Source organism: Actinomycetospora aurantiaca (genome assembly GCF_037401875.1).
In the GTDB taxonomy this organism is placed as follows: Bacteria; Actinomycetota; Actinomycetes; order Mycobacteriales; family Pseudonocardiaceae; genus Actinomycetospora; species Actinomycetospora aurantiaca.
The window spans coordinates 66,576-87,764 of record NZ_JBBEGN010000001.1 but is presented as its reverse complement, the minus strand read 5'-3'; the positions used below and the strand labels follow the sequence as shown (position 1 = coordinate 87,764).

At 73.6% G+C, this 21,189-nt stretch carries 18 protein-coding genes; 9 read left to right on the top strand and 9 right to left on the bottom strand.

Annotated features, from left to right (window positions below):
- From WCD74_RS00410 to WCD74_RS00400, 3 genes are all read right to left on the bottom strand, one after another.
- Complete coding sequence (locus WCD74_RS00410; RefSeq protein WP_337692830.1) at positions 1 to 1,926, bottom strand: AMP-binding protein; 1,926 nt, start codon at positions 1,924 to 1,926, stop codon at positions 1 to 3.
- A gap of 24 nt (positions 1,927 to 1,950) precedes the next feature.
- Positions 1,951 to 3,426: an acyl-CoA carboxylase subunit beta gene (locus WCD74_RS00405; RefSeq protein ID WP_337692829.1), complete on the bottom strand. Its 1,476-nt coding sequence runs from the start codon at positions 3,424 to 3,426 to the stop codon at positions 1,951 to 1,953.
- Positions 3,427 to 3,515: 89 nt separating this feature from the next.
- Positions 3,516 to 4,667, bottom strand: a complete 1,152-nt coding sequence (locus tag WCD74_RS00400; protein WP_337692828.1) for an acyl-CoA dehydrogenase family protein — start codon at positions 4,665 to 4,667, stop codon at positions 3,516 to 3,518.
- 85 nt (positions 4,668 to 4,752) lie between these two features.
- On the opposite strand from WCD74_RS00400, the gene WCD74_RS00395 reads away from it, so the two are divergent.
- Entirely contained in the window at positions 4,753 to 5,349 is a 597-nt protein-coding gene (locus WCD74_RS00395) for a TetR/AcrR family transcriptional regulator (protein ID WP_337692827.1), read from the top strand.
- Between the two features lie 433 nt (positions 5,350 to 5,782).
- The gene (locus WCD74_RS00390) at positions 5,783 to 6,364 is read left to right on the top strand and encodes a DinB family protein (protein WP_337692826.1); all 582 of its coding nucleotides are present in this window, start codon (positions 5,783 to 5,785) and stop codon (positions 6,362 to 6,364) included.
- Between the two features lie 86 nt (positions 6,365 to 6,450).
- Here WCD74_RS00390 and WCD74_RS00385 read toward each other — a convergent pair whose 3' ends face one another.
- Positions 6,451 to 6,906 (bottom strand): GNAT family N-acetyltransferase, encoded by a 456-nt coding sequence (locus WCD74_RS00385; protein ID WP_337692825.1) that lies wholly within the window; start codon positions 6,904 to 6,906, stop codon positions 6,451 to 6,453.
- A gap of 90 nt (positions 6,907 to 6,996) precedes the next feature.
- Here WCD74_RS00385 and boxC point away from each other — a divergent pair, with 90 nt between their 5' ends.
- From boxC to WCD74_RS00370, 3 genes are read left to right on the top strand one after another with little or no spacing between them, the layout of a single operon-like run.
- Positions 6,997 to 8,700: a 2,3-epoxybenzoyl-CoA dihydrolase gene (gene boxC, locus WCD74_RS00380; RefSeq protein ID WP_337692824.1), complete on the top strand. Its 1,704-nt coding sequence runs from the start codon at positions 6,997 to 6,999 to the stop codon at positions 8,698 to 8,700.
- 4 nt (positions 8,701 to 8,704) lie between these two features.
- Positions 8,705 to 10,132: a benzoyl-CoA 2,3-epoxidase subunit BoxB gene (gene boxB / locus WCD74_RS00375; RefSeq protein ID WP_337692823.1), complete on the top strand. Its 1,428-nt coding sequence runs from the start codon at positions 8,705 to 8,707 to the stop codon at positions 10,130 to 10,132.
- A gap of 26 nt (positions 10,133 to 10,158) precedes the next feature.
- Entirely contained in the window at positions 10,159 to 11,826 is a 1,668-nt protein-coding gene (locus WCD74_RS00370) for a benzoate-CoA ligase family protein (RefSeq protein ID WP_337692822.1), read from the top strand.
- 94 nt (positions 11,827 to 11,920) lie between these two features.
- On the opposite strand, the gene WCD74_RS00365 is transcribed toward WCD74_RS00370, so the two are convergent.
- Positions 11,921 to 12,112 (bottom strand): hypothetical protein, encoded by a 192-nt coding sequence (locus WCD74_RS00365; protein ID WP_337692821.1) that lies wholly within the window; start codon positions 12,110 to 12,112, stop codon positions 11,921 to 11,923.
- A gap of 204 nt (positions 12,113 to 12,316) precedes the next feature.
- On the opposite strand from WCD74_RS00365, the gene WCD74_RS00360 reads away from it, so the two are divergent.
- Complete coding sequence (locus tag WCD74_RS00360; protein WP_337692820.1) at positions 12,317 to 14,428, top strand: bifunctional lysylphosphatidylglycerol flippase/synthetase MprF; 2,112 nt, start codon at positions 12,317 to 12,319, stop codon at positions 14,426 to 14,428.
- On the opposite strand, the gene WCD74_RS00355 is transcribed toward WCD74_RS00360, so the two are convergent.
- Positions 14,409 to 14,960 (bottom strand): TetR/AcrR family transcriptional regulator, encoded by a 552-nt coding sequence (locus tag WCD74_RS00355; protein ID WP_337692819.1) that lies wholly within the window; start codon positions 14,958 to 14,960, stop codon positions 14,409 to 14,411. The genes WCD74_RS00360 and WCD74_RS00355 overlap by 20 nt on opposite strands.
- Positions 14,957 to 15,880, bottom strand: a complete 924-nt coding sequence (locus tag WCD74_RS00350; protein WP_337692818.1) for an alpha/beta fold hydrolase — start codon at positions 15,878 to 15,880, stop codon at positions 14,957 to 14,959. The genes WCD74_RS00355 and WCD74_RS00350 overlap by 4 nt, the downstream gene beginning before the upstream one ends.
- Before the next feature lie 73 nt (positions 15,881 to 15,953).
- On the opposite strand from WCD74_RS00350, the gene WCD74_RS00345 reads away from it, so the two are divergent.
- Positions 15,954 to 17,252 (top strand): oxidoreductase, encoded by a 1,299-nt coding sequence (locus WCD74_RS00345; protein WP_337692817.1) that lies wholly within the window; start codon positions 15,954 to 15,956, stop codon positions 17,250 to 17,252.
- Here WCD74_RS00345 and WCD74_RS00340 read toward each other — a convergent pair.
- Together WCD74_RS00340 and WCD74_RS00335 are read right to left on the bottom strand one after the other, a co-directional pair.
- On the bottom strand, positions 17,188 to 18,222 hold the full coding sequence (locus WCD74_RS00340; protein WP_337692816.1) for a phosphotransferase family protein: 1,035 nt from the start codon (positions 18,220 to 18,222) through the stop codon (positions 17,188 to 17,190). The genes WCD74_RS00345 and WCD74_RS00340 overlap by 65 nt on opposite strands.
- Positions 18,219 to 19,202 (bottom strand): zinc-dependent alcohol dehydrogenase family protein, encoded by a 984-nt coding sequence (locus WCD74_RS00335; protein WP_337692815.1) that lies wholly within the window; start codon positions 19,200 to 19,202, stop codon positions 18,219 to 18,221. Before WCD74_RS00335 ends, WCD74_RS00340 begins: the two co-directional genes overlap by 4 nt.
- Before the next feature lie 88 nt (positions 19,203 to 19,290).
- Between WCD74_RS00335 and WCD74_RS00330 the strand changes: the two genes are divergently transcribed.
- Together WCD74_RS00330 and WCD74_RS00325 are read left to right on the top strand one after the other, a co-directional pair.
- Entirely contained in the window at positions 19,291 to 20,481 is a 1,191-nt protein-coding gene (locus WCD74_RS00330) for a cytochrome P450 (RefSeq protein ID WP_337692814.1), read from the top strand.
- A 48-nt stretch (positions 20,482 to 20,529) separates the two neighbouring features.
- A complete protein-coding gene (locus WCD74_RS00325; RefSeq protein ID WP_337692813.1) occupies positions 20,530 to 21,090 on the top strand; it encodes a thermonuclease family protein in 561 nt (186 codons plus the stop codon).
- Positions 21,091 to 21,189: the final 99 nt, after the last annotated feature.

The following is a 21,189-nucleotide window of genomic DNA, read 5'->3' as shown; positions in this document are numbered from 1 at the left end:
TCACGTCCGGTCCGCGACGGAGACCGCGGCCCGCAGCGTGTCCAGGCTCGACGGGTCCTCCAGCGCGGAGGTGTCGCTGCGCGCCTCGCCGTACAGCAGCACCTCGCGCATCAGCCGGCGCATGATCTTGCCGGTGCGGGTCTTCGGCATGGCGCCGGTGACGATCACCCGGTCCGGGCGCGCGAGCCCGCCGATGGTGTCGCCGACGAGCTGCGTGACCTCCCGCGCGACGTCTCCGCTCTCCCCGGTCGTCGTCACGAACGCGACCGGGACGGTGCCCTTGGTGTCGTCCGGGATCCCGACGACGGCGGCCTCCACCACCAGCGGGTGCGATCCCACGACGGCCTCGATCTCCATCGTCGAGAGCCGGTGGGCGGCGACGTTGATGACGTCGTCGGCCCGGCCCAGGACCCAGAGGTGCCCGTCCGCGTCGACCACGGCCTCGTCGTTCGTGGCGTAGCAGCCGGGGAAGCGGGAGAAGTAGGTCGCGAGGTAGCGGTCGTGGTCGTCCCACACCGTGCGCGCGAGGGTGGGGAAGGGCCTCGTCATGACGAGGTTGCCCTTGGTCCCGTCGGGCACGGGGTTCCCGTCGTCGTCCACCACCCGGCAGGCGTGGCCCGGGAGCGTGGTGCCCGCGGAGCCCGCCTTGAGGTCGTCGACCCCCGCGACCGGGTAGGTCCACGTCGACCCGGTCTCGGTCTGGCCGTAGGCGTTGACCACGGGGACGCCGAGAGTGTCGGTGGCCCATGCGAACGTCTCGCCGTCGAGGGGCTCGCCCTGCACGGTCACGAGGGCGAGCCGGGGGAGGGGATGGTCGTGGGCCAGCGGGTCGCCGAACTTCCGCAGCATCCGCAGCACGGTCGGGGCGCACAGCACCTTCGTGACGCCGTGGCGCTCGCAGATCTCGTAGAACCGGGCCGTCGTCGGAGTGTCCAGCGCGCCCTCGTAGCAGGCGATCGTGGCGCCGTTGGCCAGCCCGCCGATCACGGCCTGGATCGGGAAGGTCAGCCACCCGACGTCCGCGGCGACCCAGTAGACGTCGTCGTCGGTGATCGCGGTCTGCCAGTGCGCGTTCGCCCAGGTCCCGAGCAGGAACCCGCCGACGGAGTGCACCACGCCCTTGGGCGTCGACTCGGTGCCGGAGGTGAAGATCAGGAACGCCGGGTCGTTGGGATCGAGCGGGACGAGCTCGCTGCCCTCGGGGTGGGCGTCGACGAGCGCGGAGTAGGAGGTCTCGCCGTCCCGCAGGCCCACCGCGTCGCCGGTGCGGTCCACGACGACGACGTGCTCGACGCTCGGGGCGTCCGGGAGGGCGGCGCGCAGGGTGTCCAGCAGTCCGATCGGCTTCCCGCGCCGGTAGATGGCGTCGGCGACGACCACGACCTTCGCGCGGGCCGAGGCCAGCCGGGAGGCCACGGCGTCACGGCCGAACCCGGAGAACAGCACGGTGTAGACCGCGCCGATCCGGTTACACGCGTGGATCGCGGTGAACGCCTCGACGAGGTTGGGCATGGAGATCGCGACGACGTCGCCCCGGCCGACGCCCAGCGCCGTGAGCCCGGCCCCGAGCCGGGAGACCTCGTCGGCGAGCTGGGCGTAGGTGAGGGTGCGGGTGTCGCCGGGCTCGCCCTCCCACACCACGGCGGGCCGATCCGGCACGGTCTCGGCCCACCGGTCGACGCAGTTGTCCGCCACGTTGATCAGGCCGCCGTCGAAGTAGCGGAAGTCGCCGAGCTCGCCGGTGCGCACGGTGTCGTAGGGCCGCAACCAGCGGTGCTGCCCGGCCACCCAGGCCCAGTAGTCGTCCGGGTCGGCGTCGTGCAGGGCGCGGGCGTGCGCGATCTCGTCGGCGTACCGGGCCGACCGCTGCCCGGGGCGGAGCGGGATCAGCGGTGCGGAGATCAGGGCACCGAGCGAGTCGTCCATGGCCGGCTCCTCCTCGAGGCGGGGTCAGACGGGGCTGTTCAGGTGGTGACGACGCGGTGCGGAGCGGGTCCACCCGTCGGCGTGGCGCAGGCGCGTCGCGAGCTCCGCGCGGAGCCCCTCGGGCGGCACGATCGTGTCGACGACGAGCTCGGAGGCCATGCGCAGGAGGTGGATCTCGGCGCGGTGCTCCTCGACGCGCTCGGCGACGAAGGCGGCGCGCTCGGTCTCGTCGGCGATGTCGGCGATCTTGCGGGCGTAGACGGCGTTGACCGACGCCTCCGGGCCCATCGCCCCGACGAACGCGCTGGGCAGGGCGATGGTCGCCCGCGGCTCGAAGCCCGGCGCGCACATCGCGTAGAAGCCCGCCGCGTAGGCCTTGCGCAGCACCACCGAGAACTTCGGCACCTCGGCGGAGCTCATCGCGGCGATCAGCTTCGCGCCGTGCCGGATGATCCCCTGGCGCTCGACCTCGACGCCGACCATGAAGCCCGGCACGTCCTGGAGGAACACGAGCGGGACGTTGAAGGCGTCGCACCAGGAGACGAAGCGGGCGGCCTTGTCGGCGGAGTCGACGTGGATCGCGCCCGAGCGCACGCTCGGCTGGTTGGCCACCAGGCCCACCACGCGGCCCTCCAGCCGGGCCAGCCCGACCACGATCTCCGGCGCCCAGTCCGGCTTGACCTCGAAGAACGAGCCGGCGTCGACGAGGCGGTCGATCACCTCGACCACGTCGTAGCCGGTCACCGGGTCGTCGGGGATGACACCGGCCCAGTCGCTCTCCTCCGGGTCGTGGGAGTCCCCGACGCCGGGTCGCGCGGTCCAGTCGCTCGGGAGGTAGGAGAACAGCAGCCGCGCCGCCGCGACCGCCTGCCAGTCCTCGTCGAACACCGCGTCCCCGCAGCCGGAGACCTCGGCGTGCATGCGGGCGCCGCCCATCTCCTGTTCTCCTGTGCGCTCCCCGGTCACCTTCTCGGCGACCCGCGGGCTCGCGAGGAACATGGAGGCGCGCCCCTCGACCATGCCCACCCAGTCGGTGAAGGCGGGCATGTACGCCCCGCCCGCCGCCGACGGGCCGTGCAGGCAGCAGATCTGCGGGACCCGTCCGGAGAGCGCGACCTGCAGCCGGAAGATCGCGCTCGCCCCGCGCCGTCCGGGGAAGAAGCCCATCTGCTCGGTGAGCCGGCCGCCCGCGGAGTCGACGAGGTAGAACACCGGCAGCAGGTCGCGGTCGGCGCGCTCCAGGATGCGGATCTGCTTCTCGCACGTCAGCTCGCCCCACGAGCCGGCCTTGACCCCGAAGTCGTGGGCGATCACCGCCACCGGCCGGCCCTCCACCGCGCCGACGCCCGTGATCACGCCGTCGGCCGGCAGCGCGCCCGCGAGCAGCCCGTCCTCGACGAAGGAGTCCGCGTCGAGCAGCACGGCGAGGCGCTCCCGGGCGGTGAGGGTGCCCGGGTACCGGCTGGTGTCCCCGCCGGCCCGCGCCCGGTCGGCGGCCACGAGCACGTCGTCCGCCGAGGGAGGTGCCGGCGCCCCAGGGGGGACGGGCGCCGACACCTCCCACGCCGGGCGGCGGCCGTTGCGGGGAGTCACGAGGCCACCAGACGCTTCGAGAGGATCTCCAGCTGGATCTCGTCGGTGCCGCCGCCGATGCGCAGGATGCGGACGTCGCGGTGGTGGCGGACCACCGGGGTCTCCTCGAGGTACCCGGCGCCGCCGAAGAGCTGGAGCGCCTCGTCGACGACGTGGTCGGCCACCTTCGCCGCGAAGTACTTGGCGGCGGCCACCGAGCGGCCGGCCTCCGGGTGGCCGCGGTCGAGGCGGTCGGCGGCCTGGTAGGTGAGGGCCCGCGCGGCCTCGAGGTCGACCTCGGCGGCGGCGATGCGGTGGCGGACGGTCTGCAGGTCGGTCAGCGGTGCTCCCGCGACCTCCCGGCCCCGGACATACTCGGTGACCGTGGTCAGGGCCTCGGCGGCGTGCCCCAGGCCCATGGCGGCGAGCACGACGCGCTCGAGCTGGAAGGCCTCCATGATCTGGTAGAAGCCGCGGTTCTCGGCGCCGAGCACGGCGTCGGCGCCGACCTCCACGCCGTCGAGGACCACCTCGCGGGTGTCGGAGGAGTGCCAGCCGAGCTTGCGCAGCGGCCGCCCCACCGAGAGACCCGGGGTGTCGGCGGGCACCACGAAGGTGGTGATCCCGCGGTGGCCGGTGGCGTCGGTCCGGGCGCCGATCACGAGCACGTGGGCGAGGCCGGCGTTGGTGATGTACATCTTCCGGCCCTCGAGGCGCCACCCGTCCTCGGTCCGGGTGGCCCTCGTGGTGATGCCGGCGACGTCGGAGCCCGCGCCGGGCTCGGTGACGGCGATCGACGCGATCGCGGTGCCCGCGGCGATGCGTTCGACCCAGTCCTGGCGCTGGGCGGGCGTGCCGTACCGGACCAGGTGGGGGCCGGCCATGTAGGCGCTGACCAGGGCACCCACGGCGATCCCGCCGCAGGCCCGGGAGAGCTCCTCGGCGAGCACGGTGACCGCGGTGCACTCGCCGCCGTCCCCGGCCGACCCGCCGAACTCCGCCGGCGTCAGCAACCCCAGCAGGCCGGCGGCGCCCATCTCCTTCCAGAGCCGCTCCGGCGGGTGGCCCGCGCGCTCGGACTCGTCCACCACGGGCCGGATCCGCTCGTCGGTGAAGCGGCGGACCGCCGCCCGGAAGTCCTCGTGCGCCTCGTCGAGGTCGAACGCCACGCCGCCACCCTCGTCTCTCGACCGACCGGTCGGACGAACGTAAGCTGGATCACTCCGATTCGTCAATTGTCCAGGGACGGTGGCCGTGACACCCCGAGCGAACGGCAGTCGGGCGGAGGAGCAGCGCCAGCGCATCCTCGCGGCCGCCGTCGGGGTGTTCAGCCGACGGGGCTACCGGGCGACCTCGATGAACGACGTCGCCGCGGGGGTCGGGCTCTCCAAGCCCACGCTCTACCACTACGTCGCCACCAAGCAGGACCTGTTGGTCCAGGTCTACGAGCAGGTGCTCGACGAGAGCCTCGCCTCGGCCCGGACGATCGTCGCCGCCGCGGCGACCCCGCTCGACGCGGTGCGCGGGTTGATCGTGGAGCGGGTCGCCTACACCTGCGAGCACCGCGACCTGCTGAAGATCTGCTTCGAGGAGGAGTCGGAGCTCCCGCCCGAGCTCGCGGAGCCGATCCTCGAACGCCGTCGCGCCTTCGAGGCGGTGGTGCACGACGCCGTGGAGGCCCACCTCGCTCACACCGGCACGGACCTGGGGATGCCGACCCGGCTCTACGTGAACACCTGTCTCGGCGCCGCCAACTGGGCCTACAAGTGGTTCCGCCCCGACGGTCCGCTGACCCCGCGGGAGCTGGGGGAGCGGGTCGCGGACGTGCAGCTGGCGGTGCTGCAGCGCTGACGCCGAGTGCTGCACCGGGCAGGTTCCGGGCCCCGTCGGCCTGCGTGGTGCAGCACTCGGCGGGGGCACGGTGGCCGGGCCTCGGGTGCGGCTCATCGAGTGCGACACGGGGCAGGTTCCGGGGCGCGCGGACCTGCGTGGTGTGGCACTCGCCGGGGGCACGGTGGCCGGGCCTCGGGTGCGGCTCACCGAGTGCGACATGGCGCAGGTTCCGGGGGCCGCGGACCTGCGTGCTGTAGCACTCGGCGCGGGCAGCCTGGCGGCCCGGTCGCCCTCGTCGCGAATGCGACATGGGGCAGGTTCCGGGGCCGCAGAACCTGCGTGGTGCAGCACTCGGCGGACGTGCCGGAACTCCGTGGGGAAGGCGGACCGGACCTGACCGCATCGCCTCCTAACGTTGCTCCTACCAGCGGCGATGAAGGAGCCAGGTCCCATGAGCGTCACCCCGGAGGTCCCCGTGAGCACCGACCCGAGCACCCTGACCGGCGAGCGTCGCGACCTCGTCGAGACCCTCCAGATGCACCGTGCGCTCTTCCTGCAGACCGTCGACGGGCTCACCGAGGAGCAGGCCCGGGTGCGGACGACGACGTTCTCGGTGCTCAACCTCGCCGGGCTGGTGAAGCACGTGGCCCAGACGGAGGCGGGGTGGCTCGCGTTCGCCAAGGAGGGCCCGTCGGCGATGGCGATGGAGTGGCCGGAGGTCGACTGGGACGACCCGGTGATCCAGGAGCGGCTGGCCACCGGCGACCTGCGCCACGACGAGTTCAACCTGCTCGAGGGGGAGACGCTCGAGGCGATGCGGACCTACTACGCGCAGGTCGCCGACGAGACCGACGCGTTCGTCGCCGAGGCCGACCTCGACGTGTCGTACCCGCTCCCGGAGGCACCGTGGTTCCCGGCGGGCGCGACCCGGTCGGTGCGGCGCGTGGCGATGCACATCGTCGCCGAGACCGCCCAGCACGCCGGGCACGCGGACTTCCTGCGCGAGGCGATCGACGGGGCCAAGACGATGTGAGGGCTCCCCGCTTTCCGTACGAACGGGCCGTTCGTCACCTTCTACCGTGACGAACGGCCCGTTCGTACGGTTCGGGCGACCTCGAGCTACGACGGCGAGTGCGCCCCGCCCGCCCGCTCGGTGACCCGGACGCGGCGGCGGAGCTCGCCGGTGTCCCGGGCGTCGAACCCCTGGGCGGCGAGCCACGCGGCGACGCCCTCGCGGTCGGGGTGGTTCTCCGGGACGACGTTGTAGACGTAGTTCAGCTGGCGGGCGGCGGCCTCGTCGGTGAGTCGGTTCATCGCCCACGAGCCGACGCCGCGGCCCCGGAACGCCGGGACCACCGCGACGAGGACCTCGGCGTCGCCCCAGGTGTCGTCGAGCCGGCCGAAGGCGGCCACCGAGCCGTCGTCCGCCGACACCCGCCACCACGCGTCGCCCAGGGCGTCCCCGTCGGCGGGTGACCCGAGCCCGTGCAGGCCCGGTCCGGCGGGGGAGAAGGCGTCCGCCTTGTCCGCGTCCCACACCGGCGTCGGCTCCGCCGTCCAGGTCCACTCGGTCACCGGCGACCACCTCCGCGATTGTCTACGGGTCTTCCCCACTACGTCACAGTGTCGTAGAATGTGGCCCAGACGACAAGGGGAGGCTCCACGGTGACGGTCCTCGAGGATCCGGTCAACGAGGTGGCGGGGCTCGAACGCGTCCCGCAGGTCGACTTCGACACGAGTCCGGATCGCTACCGGCACTGGCGGTTCACCGTCGACGGCGAGACCGCGACGGTCTACCTCGACGTCGCCGAGGACGGCGGGCTCGTGCCGGGCTACGAGCTGAAGCTGAACTCCTACGACCTCGGCGTCGACATCGAGCTCCACGACCTCACCCAGCGGCTGCGCTTCGAGTACCCGCAGGTGCGCAGCATCGTGCTGACCAGCGGCAAGGACTCGAACTTCTGCGCGGGCGCGAACATCCGGATGCTGGCGGGGTCGAGCCACCCGTGGAAGGTGAACTTCTGCAAGTTCACCAACGAGACCCGCAACGGCATCGAGGACATGTCCGCCGCGGGCCAGACCTGGATCGCCGCGCTCAACGGCACCGCCGCCGGCGGCGGCTACGAGATGGCCCTGGCGTGCGAGCGGATCCTGCTGGTGGACGACCGGTCGTCCGCCGTCAGCCTCCCCGAGGTCCCGCTGCTCGGCGTGCTGCCCGGCACCGGGGGGCTCACCCGCGTCATCGACAAGCGCCGGGTGCGCAAGGACCGCGCGGACGTCTTCGCGACGAAGTCCGAGGGCTTCGGCGGGCGCAAGGCGGTCGAGTGGAAGCTCGTCGACGAGGCCGTGCCGCGTCGGGAGTGGGACCGCGTCGTGGCCGAGCGCGCGGACGAGCTCAAGGGCGACCGCCCGGCCGACGCGCAGGGCATCACGTGGACCCCGCTGCGGCGCACCATCACCGACGACGCGATCACCTACGACCACGTCCGCGTCACCATCGACCGGGACGCCCGGACCGCCACGCTCGTCGTCGCGGTGCCGCCCATGAGCGACCGGCCGGCCGACCTCCACGAGCAGGGCGCCGACCACCCGCTGCTCGCCGTCACCCGCGAGCTCGACGACGCGATCCTGCGGCTGCGCACCAACGAGCTCGAGATCGGCACGTGGCTGGTCCTCACCGAGGGTGCGGTCGAGAACGCGCTCGCCGCCGACCGCCTGATCGCCGAGCACCAGGACGACTGGCTCGTCGCCGAGACCACCCGGTTCCTCAAGCGGACCCTCAAGCGCCTCGACGTCACCAGCCGCAGCCTCATCGCGCTGATCGAGCCGGGCAGCTGCTTCGCCGGGCCGTTCCTCGAGCTCGCCCTGGCCTGCGACCGCCAGTACATGCTCGAGGGGGTCTTCGAGGACGCGGCCGACGCCTCTCTGCCCAGCGGCGCCGAGGCGACCGAGCCGGCCACACTCGTCGTCACGAACGCGCAGTTCGGGACGTTCCCGATGGGCAACGGGCTGTCCCGGTTGGAGTCCCGCTTCTACGGCGAGGAGATCCAGGTCCCGCGCGACGAGCCCCTCACCGGTGTCGACGCCGACGAGGCCGGCCTGGTCACCGACGCGCCGGACGACATCGACTGGACCGACGAGATCCGCATCCTGCTCGAGGAGCGGGCCTCCCTGAGCCCCGACGCCCTGACCGGCATGGAGGCGAACCACCGGTTCGTCGGCCCCGAGACCATGGAGACCCGGATCTTCGGCCGCCTCACGGCGTGGCAGAACTGGATCTTCATTCGGCCCAATGCGAGCGGCCCCGAGGGTGCGCTGCGCAAGTACGGCACCGGCCGCAAGGCCGACTTCGACCAGAAGCGGGTGTAACCACATGACCAGCGCACGCCCCAAGATCGATTTCGACGCCAAGATCCCGAACAACGTCGACCTCGCCGGCGACCGCAAGCTGCAGCGCGCCCTCGAGCGCTGGCAGCCGAACTTCCTCGACTGGTGGGGCGACATGGGCCCCGCCGTCGACACCAAGGACGTGTACCTGCGCACCGCGGTCGACGTCGGCCGCGACGGCTGGGCGCACTTCGACCACGTCCCGATGAACGAGTACCGCTGGGGCGTCTTCCTCTCCGAGCACGACCCCGACCGGAAGATCGCCTTCGGTGAGCACAAGGGCGAGCCGGTGTGGCAGGAGGTGCCCGGCGAGTACCGCGCCGACCTGCAGCGCCTCATCGTCATCCAGGGCGACACCGAGCCCGCGTCGGTCGAGCAGCAGCGCTTCCTGGGAGCCACTGCACCCAGCCTCTACGACATGCGCAACCTGTTCCAGGTCAACGTCGAGGAGGGCCGGCACCTCTGGGCGATGGTCTACCTGCTGCACGCCTACTTCGGCCGGGCCGGACGCGAGGAGGCCGACCAGCTGCTGGCGCGCAACTCCGGCTCGGACGACTCGCCGCGCATCCTCGGGGCCTTCAACGAGGAGACCCCGGACTGGCTGTCGTTCTACATGTTCACCTACTTCACCGACCGGGACGGCAAGTACCAGCTCGGGACGCTGAAGGAGTCGGGCTTCGACCCCCTGAGCCGGACCTGCGAGTTCATGCTCAAGGAGGAGGCCCACCACATGTTCGTGGGCACCACCGGCATCGACCGCGTCGTCCGCCGCACCGCGGAGCTCATGCAGGACCACGACACCGAGGAGGTCGCCGGTGCCGGCGGCATCCCGCTGACGATGATCCAGAAGTACATCAACTTCCACTACACGGTGTCGCTGGACCTGTTCGGCAACGAGTCGTCGACCAACGCCGCGAACTACTTCACCGCGGGCATCAAGGGGCGCTGGCAGGAGGAGCGCCGCGACGACGACCACCTGCTCGCCGACGACGCCGGCCACGTCGACGCCTTCCGCGACGGCCAGGTCACGCGCAACGAGGTCCCGGCGCTGCTCGCGCTCAACCAGGACCTGCGCCACGAGTACATCAACGACTGCAAGACCGGCCTCAAGCGCTGGAACCGGATCCTGCAGAAGGCCGGCATCGACGCCGAGCTCTACCTCCCGCACGTCGGGTTCAACCGGCAGGTGGGCGCGTTCGCGGACGCGAACATCACCCCCGACGGCAAGGTCGTCAGCGAGTCGGACTGGAACGCCCGCAAGGACGCGTGGCTGCCCACCGAGGTGGACAAGACCCACGTCCGCAGCCTGATGCACCCGGTCCTCGAGCCGGGGAAGATCGCGAGCTGGATCGCCCCGCCGTCGACCGGGATCAACGACAAGCCCGTCGACTTCGAATACGTGCACTTCCACTAGACCGGTCCGAGCGCCCTGGGGTTGATGTGCTGTCCCACCACCAGCAGTTCAACGCGTCGCACTACCTCCTCGACCGGCACCTTCCCGACGGCGGGTCGAGGGTCGCGATCCGGGCGCTGACGCCCGGGGGAGACGCAGCGCAGCGGAGCTCGACCCAGCAGGTCGGCGTCCGGCAGCTGACGTACGCCGAGGTCGGGACCGAGGTGCGCACCGTCGCGGCGGGCCTGCGCGGGCTCGGGGTGCGCCCGGAGCAGCGGGTGCTCATGTGCTGCTCGGACGGGGTGGAGCTGTTCACCGCGATCCTCGCGGCGATGCGGATCGGGGCGGTGGCGGTCCCGGTCTCGACGATGCTGCGCGGGCCCGAGCTCGCGAAGCTCGTCGTCGACTCGCGGGCCCCCGTGCTGATCTGCTCGCCGGAGTTCGGGGAGGTGACGCGGGCGGCGGTGCTCGCCGCGGTGGAGAGCGGCGCGCCCGACCTCGCCGACGTCGTCGTCACCCCCGCCAACGTGCCGTGCGACGACCCGGACCCCCTGGCCGGCTACCCCGTCCGCACCCGCGACTGGACCGACCTCACGGCGACCGGGTTCGGGTTCGACGACGGGCTGTACGCGACCTGGGACGAGTCGCCCGCGCTGTGGCTCTACACCTCGGGGACCACCGGCACGCCCAAGGCCGCGATGCACCGGCACGCCGACATCCGCACGGTGTGCGAGACCTACGCCGCCCAGGTCCTGCGGATCCGGGCCGACGACGTGTGCTTCTCGGTGGCCAAGCTCTTCTTCGCCTACGGCATCGGCAACTCGATGTTCTTCCCGCTCTCGGTGGGTGCCTCGGCCGTCCTGAGCCCGGGCCGTCCGTCCCCGGCGGCGATCGCGGCCGTGGTCACCGAGCACCCGGTGACGCTGTTCTACGGCAGCCCCAGCGTGTTCGGCCCGCTGCTCGCCTCCGACCTGCCCGACGACACCTTCGCCCGGGTCCGCCAGGGCGTCAGCGCGGGGGAGGCGCTCCCGGCCCGCATGGTGATCGGGATGCGCGACCGGTTCGGCGTGGAGGTCCTCGACGGCATCGGCTCGACCGAGGCGCTGCACATCTACCTGTCCAACCGCCCCGGCGAGGTCGCGCCCGGGACGTCCGGGGTGGCCGTCCCCGGCTACGAGGTGGAGATCCGCGCCGAGGACGGGTCCGTGGTCGCGGACGGCGAGAAGGGCACGCTCTACCTGCGGGCGGACTCGCTGTGCACCGGCTACTGGTGCCGCACCGACGTCAACCGCCGCGTGTTCGAGGGCGAGTGGATGCGCACCGGCGACACCTACGTCCGCAACCCCGACGGCACCTACCAGTGCCTCGGGCGCACCGACGACGTGCTCAAGGTCGGCGGGATCTGGGTGACGCCGATGGAGGTCGAGGAACGGCTCGTCCTGCACCCGTCGGTCGCCGAGGTCGTGGTGGTCGGCGTCCCCGACGACGACGGGCTCGACCGGACCGTGGCCTGCGTCGTCCCGGCCGAGGGCGCGATCGTCGACCCCGAGGCGCTGATCGCCTGGTGCCGCGAGGGCCTGGCGTCGTTCAAGAAGCCGCGGCACGTGCTGGAGATCGACGCGGTCCCGCGCACGGCCACCGGCAAGGTGCAGCGCTTCCGGATCCGCGAGCTCGCGGCGGCACGCCTGGCGGAGGTCGTCGGGGTCCGGTCGTAGGCCTGTCGGCCCTCCGGACCTCGTGAGCGAGTCGCAGCGACGCTCGCGCGTGTCGCGCACGAGGTCGTGATCATGGTCCGGACTCGCGCCCTGCTCACGAGGCCGCAGGCCACCAGGAGGCGCAGAACAGGTCGAGCTCGACCAGGTCGGGGTGGCGCCACAACACGGCCTCGTCGCGGTCGAGGCGCTTCGGCGCCCGGGACCCCGTGGGGCAGTCGACCCGGTGCGGGACGGGGGAGAGTCGCCCTGGGCGCACGGCGGAGCAGAACGAACAGGTACCGAACACGGCCACCTCCGGCAATCGGGCCGCCGGTGGTGGACGACGACTGACGGTCCGCCGAGTCTGGCCGAGCCGCAACCGTGCCGAGCACGGTGGTGACGACGGGCACCGCGTGACCTGCGCCGCCTGCTGACGGACGGTTGCCACCGAGGACGGTAACGGCGGACACTTCACTCGTTCGCCAGTCCGTCGACTCCAGCGGGTGATCGAGTGACCGTCACGGCCCCGTCCGCCGCTCCTCCCGTCCCCGAGAGGCGCCGCGGGCACGCCGTGCTCGCGACGGCCCGGAAGGTCCCCTTCACCGCGTCCGTCGTCGTGCTCATGGTCGTCGGCGGGCTCCTCACCGGCGCGTTCTGGAGCCCGCTCGACGGCCGCCCGCTCGGCGCCGACCTCGCCTTCGGCATCCCGGCCTTCACGGACGGGAAGTGGTGGACGGTCGTCACCGGCTCCCTCGTCGCCGGGCACCCGACGCTCTACGTCCTGACCCTCGGCCTGTTCGCGCTCGCCGTCGGGTGGGCCGAGGTGCGGTGCGGGACGGTGCGCACCGCGGTCGTGACGATCGGCTTCCAGCTCGGCGCGGTCCTGCTCACCGCCGGTCTGGTCCTCGCCGTCTCCGCCACCGCGTGGCCCTGGGCCCAGGGGCTCGCCGCCGACGTCGACACCGGGTTCTCCGCGGGCATGATGGCGGCCCTCGCGGTGGCCTCGGCGACCCTCCGCGCGCCGTGGCGGCTGCGGCTGCGCATCGTCCTGGTCGCCTACGCCGTCGTCGGGCTGCTATTCCTGGGCGGGCTCGCGGACCTGGAGCACGCATTCGCGGTCGCCCTCGCGCTGCCGCTGTCCGGGCGGCTGGCCGGTCCCCGGGCCGTCCGCGTCGTGGGCGCCACCCTCGGACGGCGGGAGTGGCGGCTGGTCGCGGCGGTCGGGCTCGTCGTGATCGCGGCCAACCGGGTGCTCACCCTCGTCGTGCCCGTCGTCGGTCCGCTCGGGAACACCGCGTCGGACTCGACGGTCCTGGAGACGACGGTCTCCGTGGTGATCTCGCTGCTCCTGGCCGAGGGACTGCGACGGGGCCGCCGCCTCGCGTGGGTGCTCGGCCTGGTCCTCGGGGCGGTGTACCTCGCCCTCGGCCTGCTGGTGGTCGGCGTCGTCGCCTACGCGCAGGCGACGGGCCAGATGGACCAGGTCGAGCTCGTCGGGCTCGCGGTGTTCGTGCCCAACGCCGTGCTCTGGTCGGCGCTCACGGTGTGGCTCGTCGCCGGCCGGCGGGCCTTCGCGGTTCCGTCCCGACGCCGGGTCCGGAAGGCCTCGTCGTCGGGAACGCCGGAGCTGGCGAGGACCGCGCTGCACCGCTTCGGCGGGTCGACGATCTCGTGGATGACGACGTGGCCGGAGAACCGGTACCTGCCCACCGGGGACGGCGGGGTGGTGGCCTACCGGGTGCACGCGGGCGTCGCGGTCGGCCTCGGCGACCCGATCACCGACGATCTCCCGACCGCCCTCGACGACTTCCGCGGCCTCGCCGAGCGCTCCGGCCAGGTGCCCTGCCTCTTCTCGACGACGGCCGCGCTGGCCGCCGTCGCGCAGGACCGCGGATGGCGGGCGCTGCAGGTCGCGGAGGACACGGTCGTCGACCTCGAGGGCCTGGCCTTCACCGGCAAGCCGTGGCAGGCCGTGCGCTCGGCCTTCAACCGCGCGGGCAAGGCCGGGATCTCCCACCGGCTGGTCCACCTCGACGCCGAGCCGCGGTCGGTCCTCGCCCAGGTCCGGGCCATCTCCGAGGAGTGGGTCGGCGACAAGGGGCTCCCGGAGATGGGCTTCACGCTCGGCGGGGTGGAGGAGGCGCTGGACCCGGAGGTGCGGACCGGGCTCGCCGTCGACGCCGAGGGCACCGTGCACGGGGTGACGTCCTGGCTGCCCGTGTACGGGCCGGACGGGGTGGTCGTCGGGTGGACGCTCGACGTGATGCGCCGGCGCTCCGAGGGCTTCCGCGCGGTCGTCGAGTACCTGATCGCTTCCGCGTGCCTGGCCTTCCAGGCCGAGGGCGCGCGCTTCGTCTCGCTGTCCGGGGCGCCGCTGGCGCACTCGGAGCGGCCGGAGTCCGAGCCCGTCCTCGACCGCGCGCTCGACCAGCTCGGCGCGATGCTCGAGCCGTACTACGGCTTCCGGTCGCTGCACCAGTTCAAGGCGAAGTTCCGCCCGCGCCACGAGCCGATGTACCTGGTCTACCGCGACGAGGCGGACCTGCCGCGGGTGGGGATCGGCATCGGCCGGGCCTACCTGCCCGACGCCGGGTTCCGGGAGCTCATCGCGCTGACACGCTGAGGACCTCCGCCGCCGCGTCGAGGTCGAAGGACGGGTCGGCGAGCCGCTCCGCGACCAGGCCGTCGATCGCGCCGCCGAGCACGACCGCCAGCACGCGGGGGTCGCCGGACCGGTACTGGCCCGCGTCCTGCGCCGTGGAGATCAGCGCGGCGAGCGGGCGCCAGCGGGCGGGGCGGTCGTCGCGGTCGCGGACCACCGCCGCGTCCAGCGAGTCCGCCAGGACCCGCGCGTGGTCGGGGTGGGCGCCGAGGTGGCCGAGCATCGTGGCGACGTAGGCGTCGACGGCCGCCCCGGGGGTCGGCGCCGTGTCCACGGCCGCCCCGACGGCGCCGACCAGCTCGCCCAGCACGTGCTCGTAGGCCGCGCGCACCACCGCGTCCTTCGTGCGGAAGTGGTAGATCACCGCGCCCTTGGTGATGCCCGCGGCCTCGGCTATCCGCGCCAGGGAGCAGCGGCCGTACCCGTGCTCGGCGAGCAGGCCGACCGTCACGTCCACGAGCTGGCGGCGCCGGGCCTCCTCGGTGAACGTCACGGCGTCAGGAAAGCAGCGACGTCGGCCGCGATGCGCTCCGGGTACTCGCCGTTGACCGCGTGGGAGGCGTCCGGGTAGGTCAGCACCCGCGCGCCGAGCCGTTCCGCGCTCGCCGCCGCGGCCGCGCTGTCGTGCATCACGGAGCGCCCGGCCAGGATCACCAGAGTCGGGACGACGGGGCGCGGCTCCAGCAGTCCGGGCTGGGGGAGCGCCAGGGCGTAGGTCTGCATCCCGGCCTCGATCATGTCGCCGACCGGCTCGTGGACCACCGGCGCGCCCCCGGCCGTGTAGGAGTTGAACGCGTCCCGCCAGCTGCGCGGCAACCAGCGGACCGAGGCCGGGATCGAGCGGACGACGGTGCCCAGCGGGAGCGACGCGTAGGTCTGCACCGGGTCGAGCAGCACGAGGCTCGCGATGCGGTCGGGACGGCGGGTGGCGAGGTTCGCCGCGGTCCACCCGCCGATCGAGTAGCCCAGCACGTGCACCCTCGGCCGGGCGACGGCGGCCAGGGCCTCGTCGAGCCACGCGGCCTGGTCGGCGTCGTCGACGATCGGGCGGGACTGCACGCTCGCGCCGGGCTCGCCGAGGAGGTCGACGGTCCAGACGGTGCGGACCGCACGCAGCGACGGCAGGTTGTCCGCCCACAGCGGCGAGGGCGCGGCCCGTCCGGGCAGCAGGACGAGCGGCGTCCCGGGCGGGCCGTCGAAGCGGTACATCCGGACGATCCCGTAGTCGGTCCGCACGTCGAGCGTCGCGTCCGGCTCGGGCAGGCGGGCCATGGCCGCCCGGTACGCGGCGTCGAAGCGGTCCTTCGCCGCCGCGGACGTGAAGTGCCCCACCGGGGCCGATCCCGCCGTCGTCAGGACGAGGACGGCGACCACCCCGACGACCAGCGCACCGACCCACCACCGTGACCGCATGCTCAGGAGTCTGATCGAATGGTCAGTGACCGGCAACCCGCATCGTCCGCCGCCCCGGGACGGTTGTCGGGGCGTGACCCTCTCCGACCCCCTGCGGCTCCCGTGCGGCGTGGAGCTGCCGAACCGGCTCGTGCGCGCGGCGATGACCGAGAGCATCGCCGACCGCCACGGCGACGCCTCGCCGCGCCACGAACGCCTCTACGCCGCGGCCGCGGCGGGTGGGCCGGGCCTGGTGATCACCGGCAACGTCATGGTGGACCGGGCGCACCTCGAGCGGGCCCGCAACGTCGTCGTCGACCGGTGGACCGACGACGCCGCGTTGCGGCGCTGGGCGGACGCGGCGGCGGGCGTGCCGACGATCGTGCAGCTCTCGCACCCCGGGCGGCAGACCACGCGGTACGTCAACCCGCACCCGGTGGCGCCGTCGGCCGGGCCCGCGGTGGCGCTGGGCGGGGCCTACGCGCGATCCCGGGCCCTGGAGGTGCCCGAGATCGAGGAGCTGCGGCGGCGGTTCGTCGCGGTGGCGGTGCGGGTGGTGGGGGCGGGCTTCGTCGGCGTCGAGATCCACGCCGCGCACGGCTACCTGCTCTCGAGTTTCCTCGACCCCGCCACGAACCGGCGTACCGACGCGTACGGCGGCTCCCTGCGCGACCGGGCCCGCCTGCTGTGCGGGATCGTGACCGACACCCGCGCGGCCCTGCCGGACGGGGCCGTCGTCGCCGTCAAGCTCGACTCCCGCGACGACGCCGAGCTCGTGGCGCTCGGTGGGTGGCTCGCGGACGCGGGGGCGGACCTGCTGGAGGTGTCCGGCGGCAACTACGAGCGGCCGGCGATGGTCGGGCTGGACGCCTCGGGGGCGGAGCTGGCGGGGGAGCACGAGTCGCCGTTCTGGAACTCGGCGGCGGCGCTGTCGGCGGCGGTCGACGTGCCGGTGGTGCTGACCGGCGGGTTCCGCAGTCGCACCGAGGTGGACCGGGCGCTGGCGGCGGGGGTGTGCGCGGCGGTCGGGGTGGGGCGGCCGCTCGCGGTGCGCCCGGAGCTGGCGGGGCGGTTCGTGCGCGGGGAGGTCGACACCCTGGACCGCCCGGCCCCGCGCCTCGGCGGTCCGGCGGCGGTGCGGGCGCTCCTGGGCGCGGCGGTCGGCGCCGGGTGGCACCGCGTCCAGCTCGCCCGGGCGAGCCGCGGGCGCGGGCCGGCGCTGCGGCTGCCCGCCCTCGCGGCGGGTCTGGACTACAGCGTCGGCGACTGGGTGCGCAGCCTCGTCGAGCGCCCGGCACGGTTGCGGCGGGCGGGCGGGGCGGAGGGCGCTACGACAGGCCCAGCTGCCAGAGCGCCGACTCGGCCTGCTCGCGGATCGCGTCGGGCCCGGTGACCTCGTCGGCGTCCGCGGCGTCGCCCATGTCGCCGGCCTGGTAGCGGGTCCACACCCCGGCGTGGATGCACGCGGCGCGCCAGCGGGCGAAGGCGATGTAGAAGTCGATGTCCGGCAGCTTCGTGCCCGACGCCTGCTCGTACCGCTCGATCAGGTGCTCGCGGGTGGGGAACCCGCCGGCCTGGGTCGGGTTCGGCAGCGCGGCCGGCACCTCGTCCCCGGGCTGCGACCAGGAGACGAGGATGTGCCCCAGGTCGCAGTACGGGTCGCCGATGGTGGCCAGTTCCCAGTCGAACACCGCCGCGGCGGACCCGTCGTCGAGATAGGAGATGTTCCCGGAGCGGTAGTCGCCGTGGGCGATCCGGTTCGCCGGGGGCTCGGGCACCCGCTCGGCGAGGGCCTGGTGGGCGCGGTCGATGGCGGAGAGATCCTCGACCGCGGAGGCGTGGGCCTGGCGGTGCCACCGCTTGAGCTGGCGCTCGACGAAGTTGCCGGGGCGGGCGAGGTCGTCCAGCCCGACCTCCGCCGGCTCCACCGCGTGCAGGGCCGCGAGCACGTCCATGGTCGAGTCGCCGATGCGCGTCTTGACCGCGTCGTCGGTGATCCACGCGGCGTCGTCGACGCTGTTGAGCACCCGGCCCGGTGCGAAGTCCATGACGTAGAAGTCGACGCCGGCGACGTCGCGGTCCTCGCAGAACGCCACCGGCTGCGGCACCGGCACGTCGGTGGGCGCGAGCGCGGAGAGGAAGCGCCACTCGCGGCCCATGTCGTGCGCGGTCTCCAGCACCCCGCCCAGGGGCGGGCGGCGCAGTGCCCATGTGGTGCCGGCGTCGTCGGAGACCCGGTAGGTCAGGTTCGACCGCCCGCCGGTGATCCGCCGGAAGACCGGCTCGCCCGCGACGTCCGGGACGTGGTCGAGGAACCAGGCCACGGCCTCGTCGGGAACGCCACTGTCTCCACTACGGCTCAAGGGGTCACCACGATCTTCCCGACCTGGGCGTTCGACTCCAGGTACTCGTGCGCCTCCACGATCGAGTCCAGGCCGGTGAACACCCGGTCCACCTGCGGGGCGAAGTCGCCGGAGCGCAGACCCGCGCCCACGAACTCACCCGCGCGGCGCAGCCGTTCCTCGTCGTGCGTCATCGCGAAGAGGGTATAGCTGCGCATCCAGAGATCCGGCAACGTCTCGGCCGGGAAGATCGTCGGCTGCCCGGAGAGCAGGCCGTGGATCGTCACGATGCCGCCGCGCGCGGTCGCGCGGCACAGGTCGGCGACGCCCGGCCCGGCGACGGCGTCGAAGACGTGCTCCACCCCGCGGCCACCGGTGATCTCCAGGACCTTCTCGACGAGGTCCTCCTCGCCCGTGGCCACGACGTGCGCCGCCCCGGCGTCGAGCAGTTGGGCGGCCTTCGACGACGAGCGCGAGGTCGCGATCGGGATCGCGCCGACCCGCCGCGCGACCGCCATCGCGGCGAGCCCGACGCTCGAGGTGGCCGCGGTGATCAGCACGTGGTCCCCGGCGCGCAGCCCGCCGGTCTCCACGAGCCCGCCGTACCCGACGAGGAACGGCATCCAGACCGCCGCGCCGTCGACCCACGACGTCGCGTCCGGCAGCGGCACGACCGACCGGGCGGGGACCAGCGCGCGGTCGGCGTAGACGGAGTAGTCGTTCATCGAGAACCCCGGGACGACGCTGACCCGGTCGCCGACCGCGAAGCGTCCCGGCGCGCCCACGGCCGAGACCGTCCCGCTGCACTCGTAGCCCAGACCCGCGGGCAGTCGGGTCTGTTCGATGTAGGTCCCGCGCCGGAACATCGACTCGGCGCGGTTGAGCCCGATCGCGGCGACGTCGACGACGAGCTCGTCGGGTGCCGGGCGCGGGTCCTCGCGCTCGACCACCTCCAGCACCGAGGGGTCGCCGAGCTCGGAGAACCGCACCGTCCTCGTCATGTCCCGCGATCCTGCCGGGCCGACCGCCCCCGCGCCCCCTCTTCCCGGGCAGGCGGCCCAGTCCTAGCGTGGTCGTCCGGAGGCAGCCATGACCACCACCGAGCTCGAACCCGCCGACGCCGTCCCGCCCGACACGACCGACGAGCCCGCCCTGCTCGCCTGGCTGGCCCGGATGCGGGACGAGCACCCCGTCTGGCGCGACCGCCACGGCATGTACCACGTCTTCCGGCAGGCCGACGTCCTCGCGGTGCTGCGCGACCCGGCCACCTTCTCCTCGGAGTCCTCCCGCCTCGCGCCCGCCTCGCAGAAGGTCTCGCGCGGGATGCTGACCCAGATCGACCCGCCCGAGCACCGGCGGCTGCGCTCGATCGTGTCGGGGGTGTTCACGCCGAAGCGGGTCGCGGCGCTGGAGCCCCGGATCCGCGAGATCACGCGCACGCTGCTCGACGGGGCGGGCACGGAGTTCGACCTGGTCGACGTCCTCGCCTTCCCGCTGCCGGTCACCGTGATCGCGGAGCTGCTCGGCCTGCCCGAGGACGACCACCCGCTCTTCCGCTCGTGGGCGGACCGGCTCTTCTCGATGCAGGTGGACGACCCCACCGACCCGTCGCTGGGCGAGCGGGTCGCCGAGGCGATGGCCGACATCGTCGGCTACCTGACCGCGCGGGTGCAGGAACGGCGGAGCGAGGCGAGCGACGACCTGATCTCGGCGCTGGTCGCGGCGGGCCTCGACGACGAGGAGGCCGCCCACTTCTCGCTGCTGCTCCTGCTCGCCGGCCACATCACGACGACCGTGCTGCTCGGCAACGCCGTCCGCACCTTCGCGGAGCACCCGGGTACCTGGGAGCAGCTGCGCTCCGACCCGACGACGATCTCGGCGGCGATCGAGGAGGTCCTGCGGCTGCGCAGCCCGTTCACCATGGCCGGGCGCGTGACGAACTCCCCGGCCGAGATCGGGGGCGTCACGATCCCCGCCGACCGGTTCGTCGTCCCGTGGATGCTGTCCGCCAACCACGACGAGCGGGCGTTCGCCGACCCCGAGGCGTTCGTCCTGGACCGGGGGATCGGCGGCGGTGCGCAGACGGCGTTCGGACACGGTGTGCACTTCTGCCTGGGCGCCCCGCTCGCCCGCCTGGAGGGTCGGGTCGCCCTGGAGGAGCTGACCGCCCGGTACTCCGCGCTGTCGCCGGCAGAGGTCTCGACGGGGGCACTCGAGCCCTACCCGCGTGGGGTGCTCGGCGTGCGGCGACTGCCCGTCAAAGGTGTGCGGAGCTACTGAAGGTGACCGGGTGCGGCCCGGTTCTCACGGTGCGTCACACTGTCGCGCGTGACGACCGGGACGGCACCGCGGGTGCTCCTCGCCCTGGCCTGCCTCGCCGGGCTGCTCGGTGCCGTGGCGGTGCTGTCCGGCGCGGTCGCGACGGGTCCGTCGGTCACCGCCGGGCCGCCCGCCACCCCGACCGTCTCCCCGGCGGCGGCGCCCGGCGCGCTGCGGACCGCTCCGACGGGCGAGCCGGCGACGGTCCTCGCGGTGTCCGACCCCGTGACCGTCGACGTCCGGCTCGAGGGCGGCCGCGTGCTGCGGGTGCGGGCCCTCGGGGTGCAGCCGCCCGGGCGCTGCTACGCCGACGAGGCGCTGCAGTTCGCCCGGACGACCCTCGCCGGGAAGGCCGTCACCCTGGTCGGCGACGGCCGCTCCGACCGGTTCTCGCGGGCCCTGGCGTGGGTGTCGTTGCCCCAGGGGGAGTACGCGGTGCTGGCCGCCGAGGCGGGCGTGGTCACGACGTACGCGGCGGACACCCCGGCGGCCCGCATGCCCGCGGTCCGGGCGGCGGCGGACCGGGCGGAGGAGGCGGGCCGCGGGGTGTGGCGGGCCTGCGGGTCGTGATCGACGCGGATTCGTCCGCGTCGTCGTGACGCGGACCGGGCGGGGTCGGGGCGGCTCCACCGCCGAGTGCCACATGGAGCAGGTCCGGGGCGCCTGGAC

Bases quoted from the DNA above. Each gene is read 5' to 3' on its own strand.
- WCD74_RS00390 (WP_337692826.1), top strand. From the start codon at position 5,783: ATGAGCGTCACCCCGGAGGTCCCCGTGAGCACCGACCCGAGCACCCTG.
- WCD74_RS00410 (WP_337692830.1), bottom strand. From the start codon at position 1,926: ATGGACGACTCGCTCGGTGCCCTGATCTCCGCACCGCTGATCCCGCTC.
- boxB (WP_337692823.1), top strand. From the start codon at position 8,705: ATGACCAGCGCACGCCCCAAGATCGATTTCGACGCCAAGATCCCGAAC.
- WCD74_RS00350 (WP_337692818.1), bottom strand. From the start codon at position 15,880: ATGCGGTCACGGTGGTGGGTCGGTGCGCTGGTCGTCGGGGTGGTCGCC.
- WCD74_RS00335 (WP_337692815.1), bottom strand. From the start codon at position 19,202: ATGACGAGGACGGTGCGGTTCTCCGAGCTCGGCGACCCCTCGGTGCTG.
- WCD74_RS00330 (WP_337692814.1), top strand. From the start codon at position 19,291: ATGACCACCACCGAGCTCGAACCCGCCGACGCCGTCCCGCCCGACACG.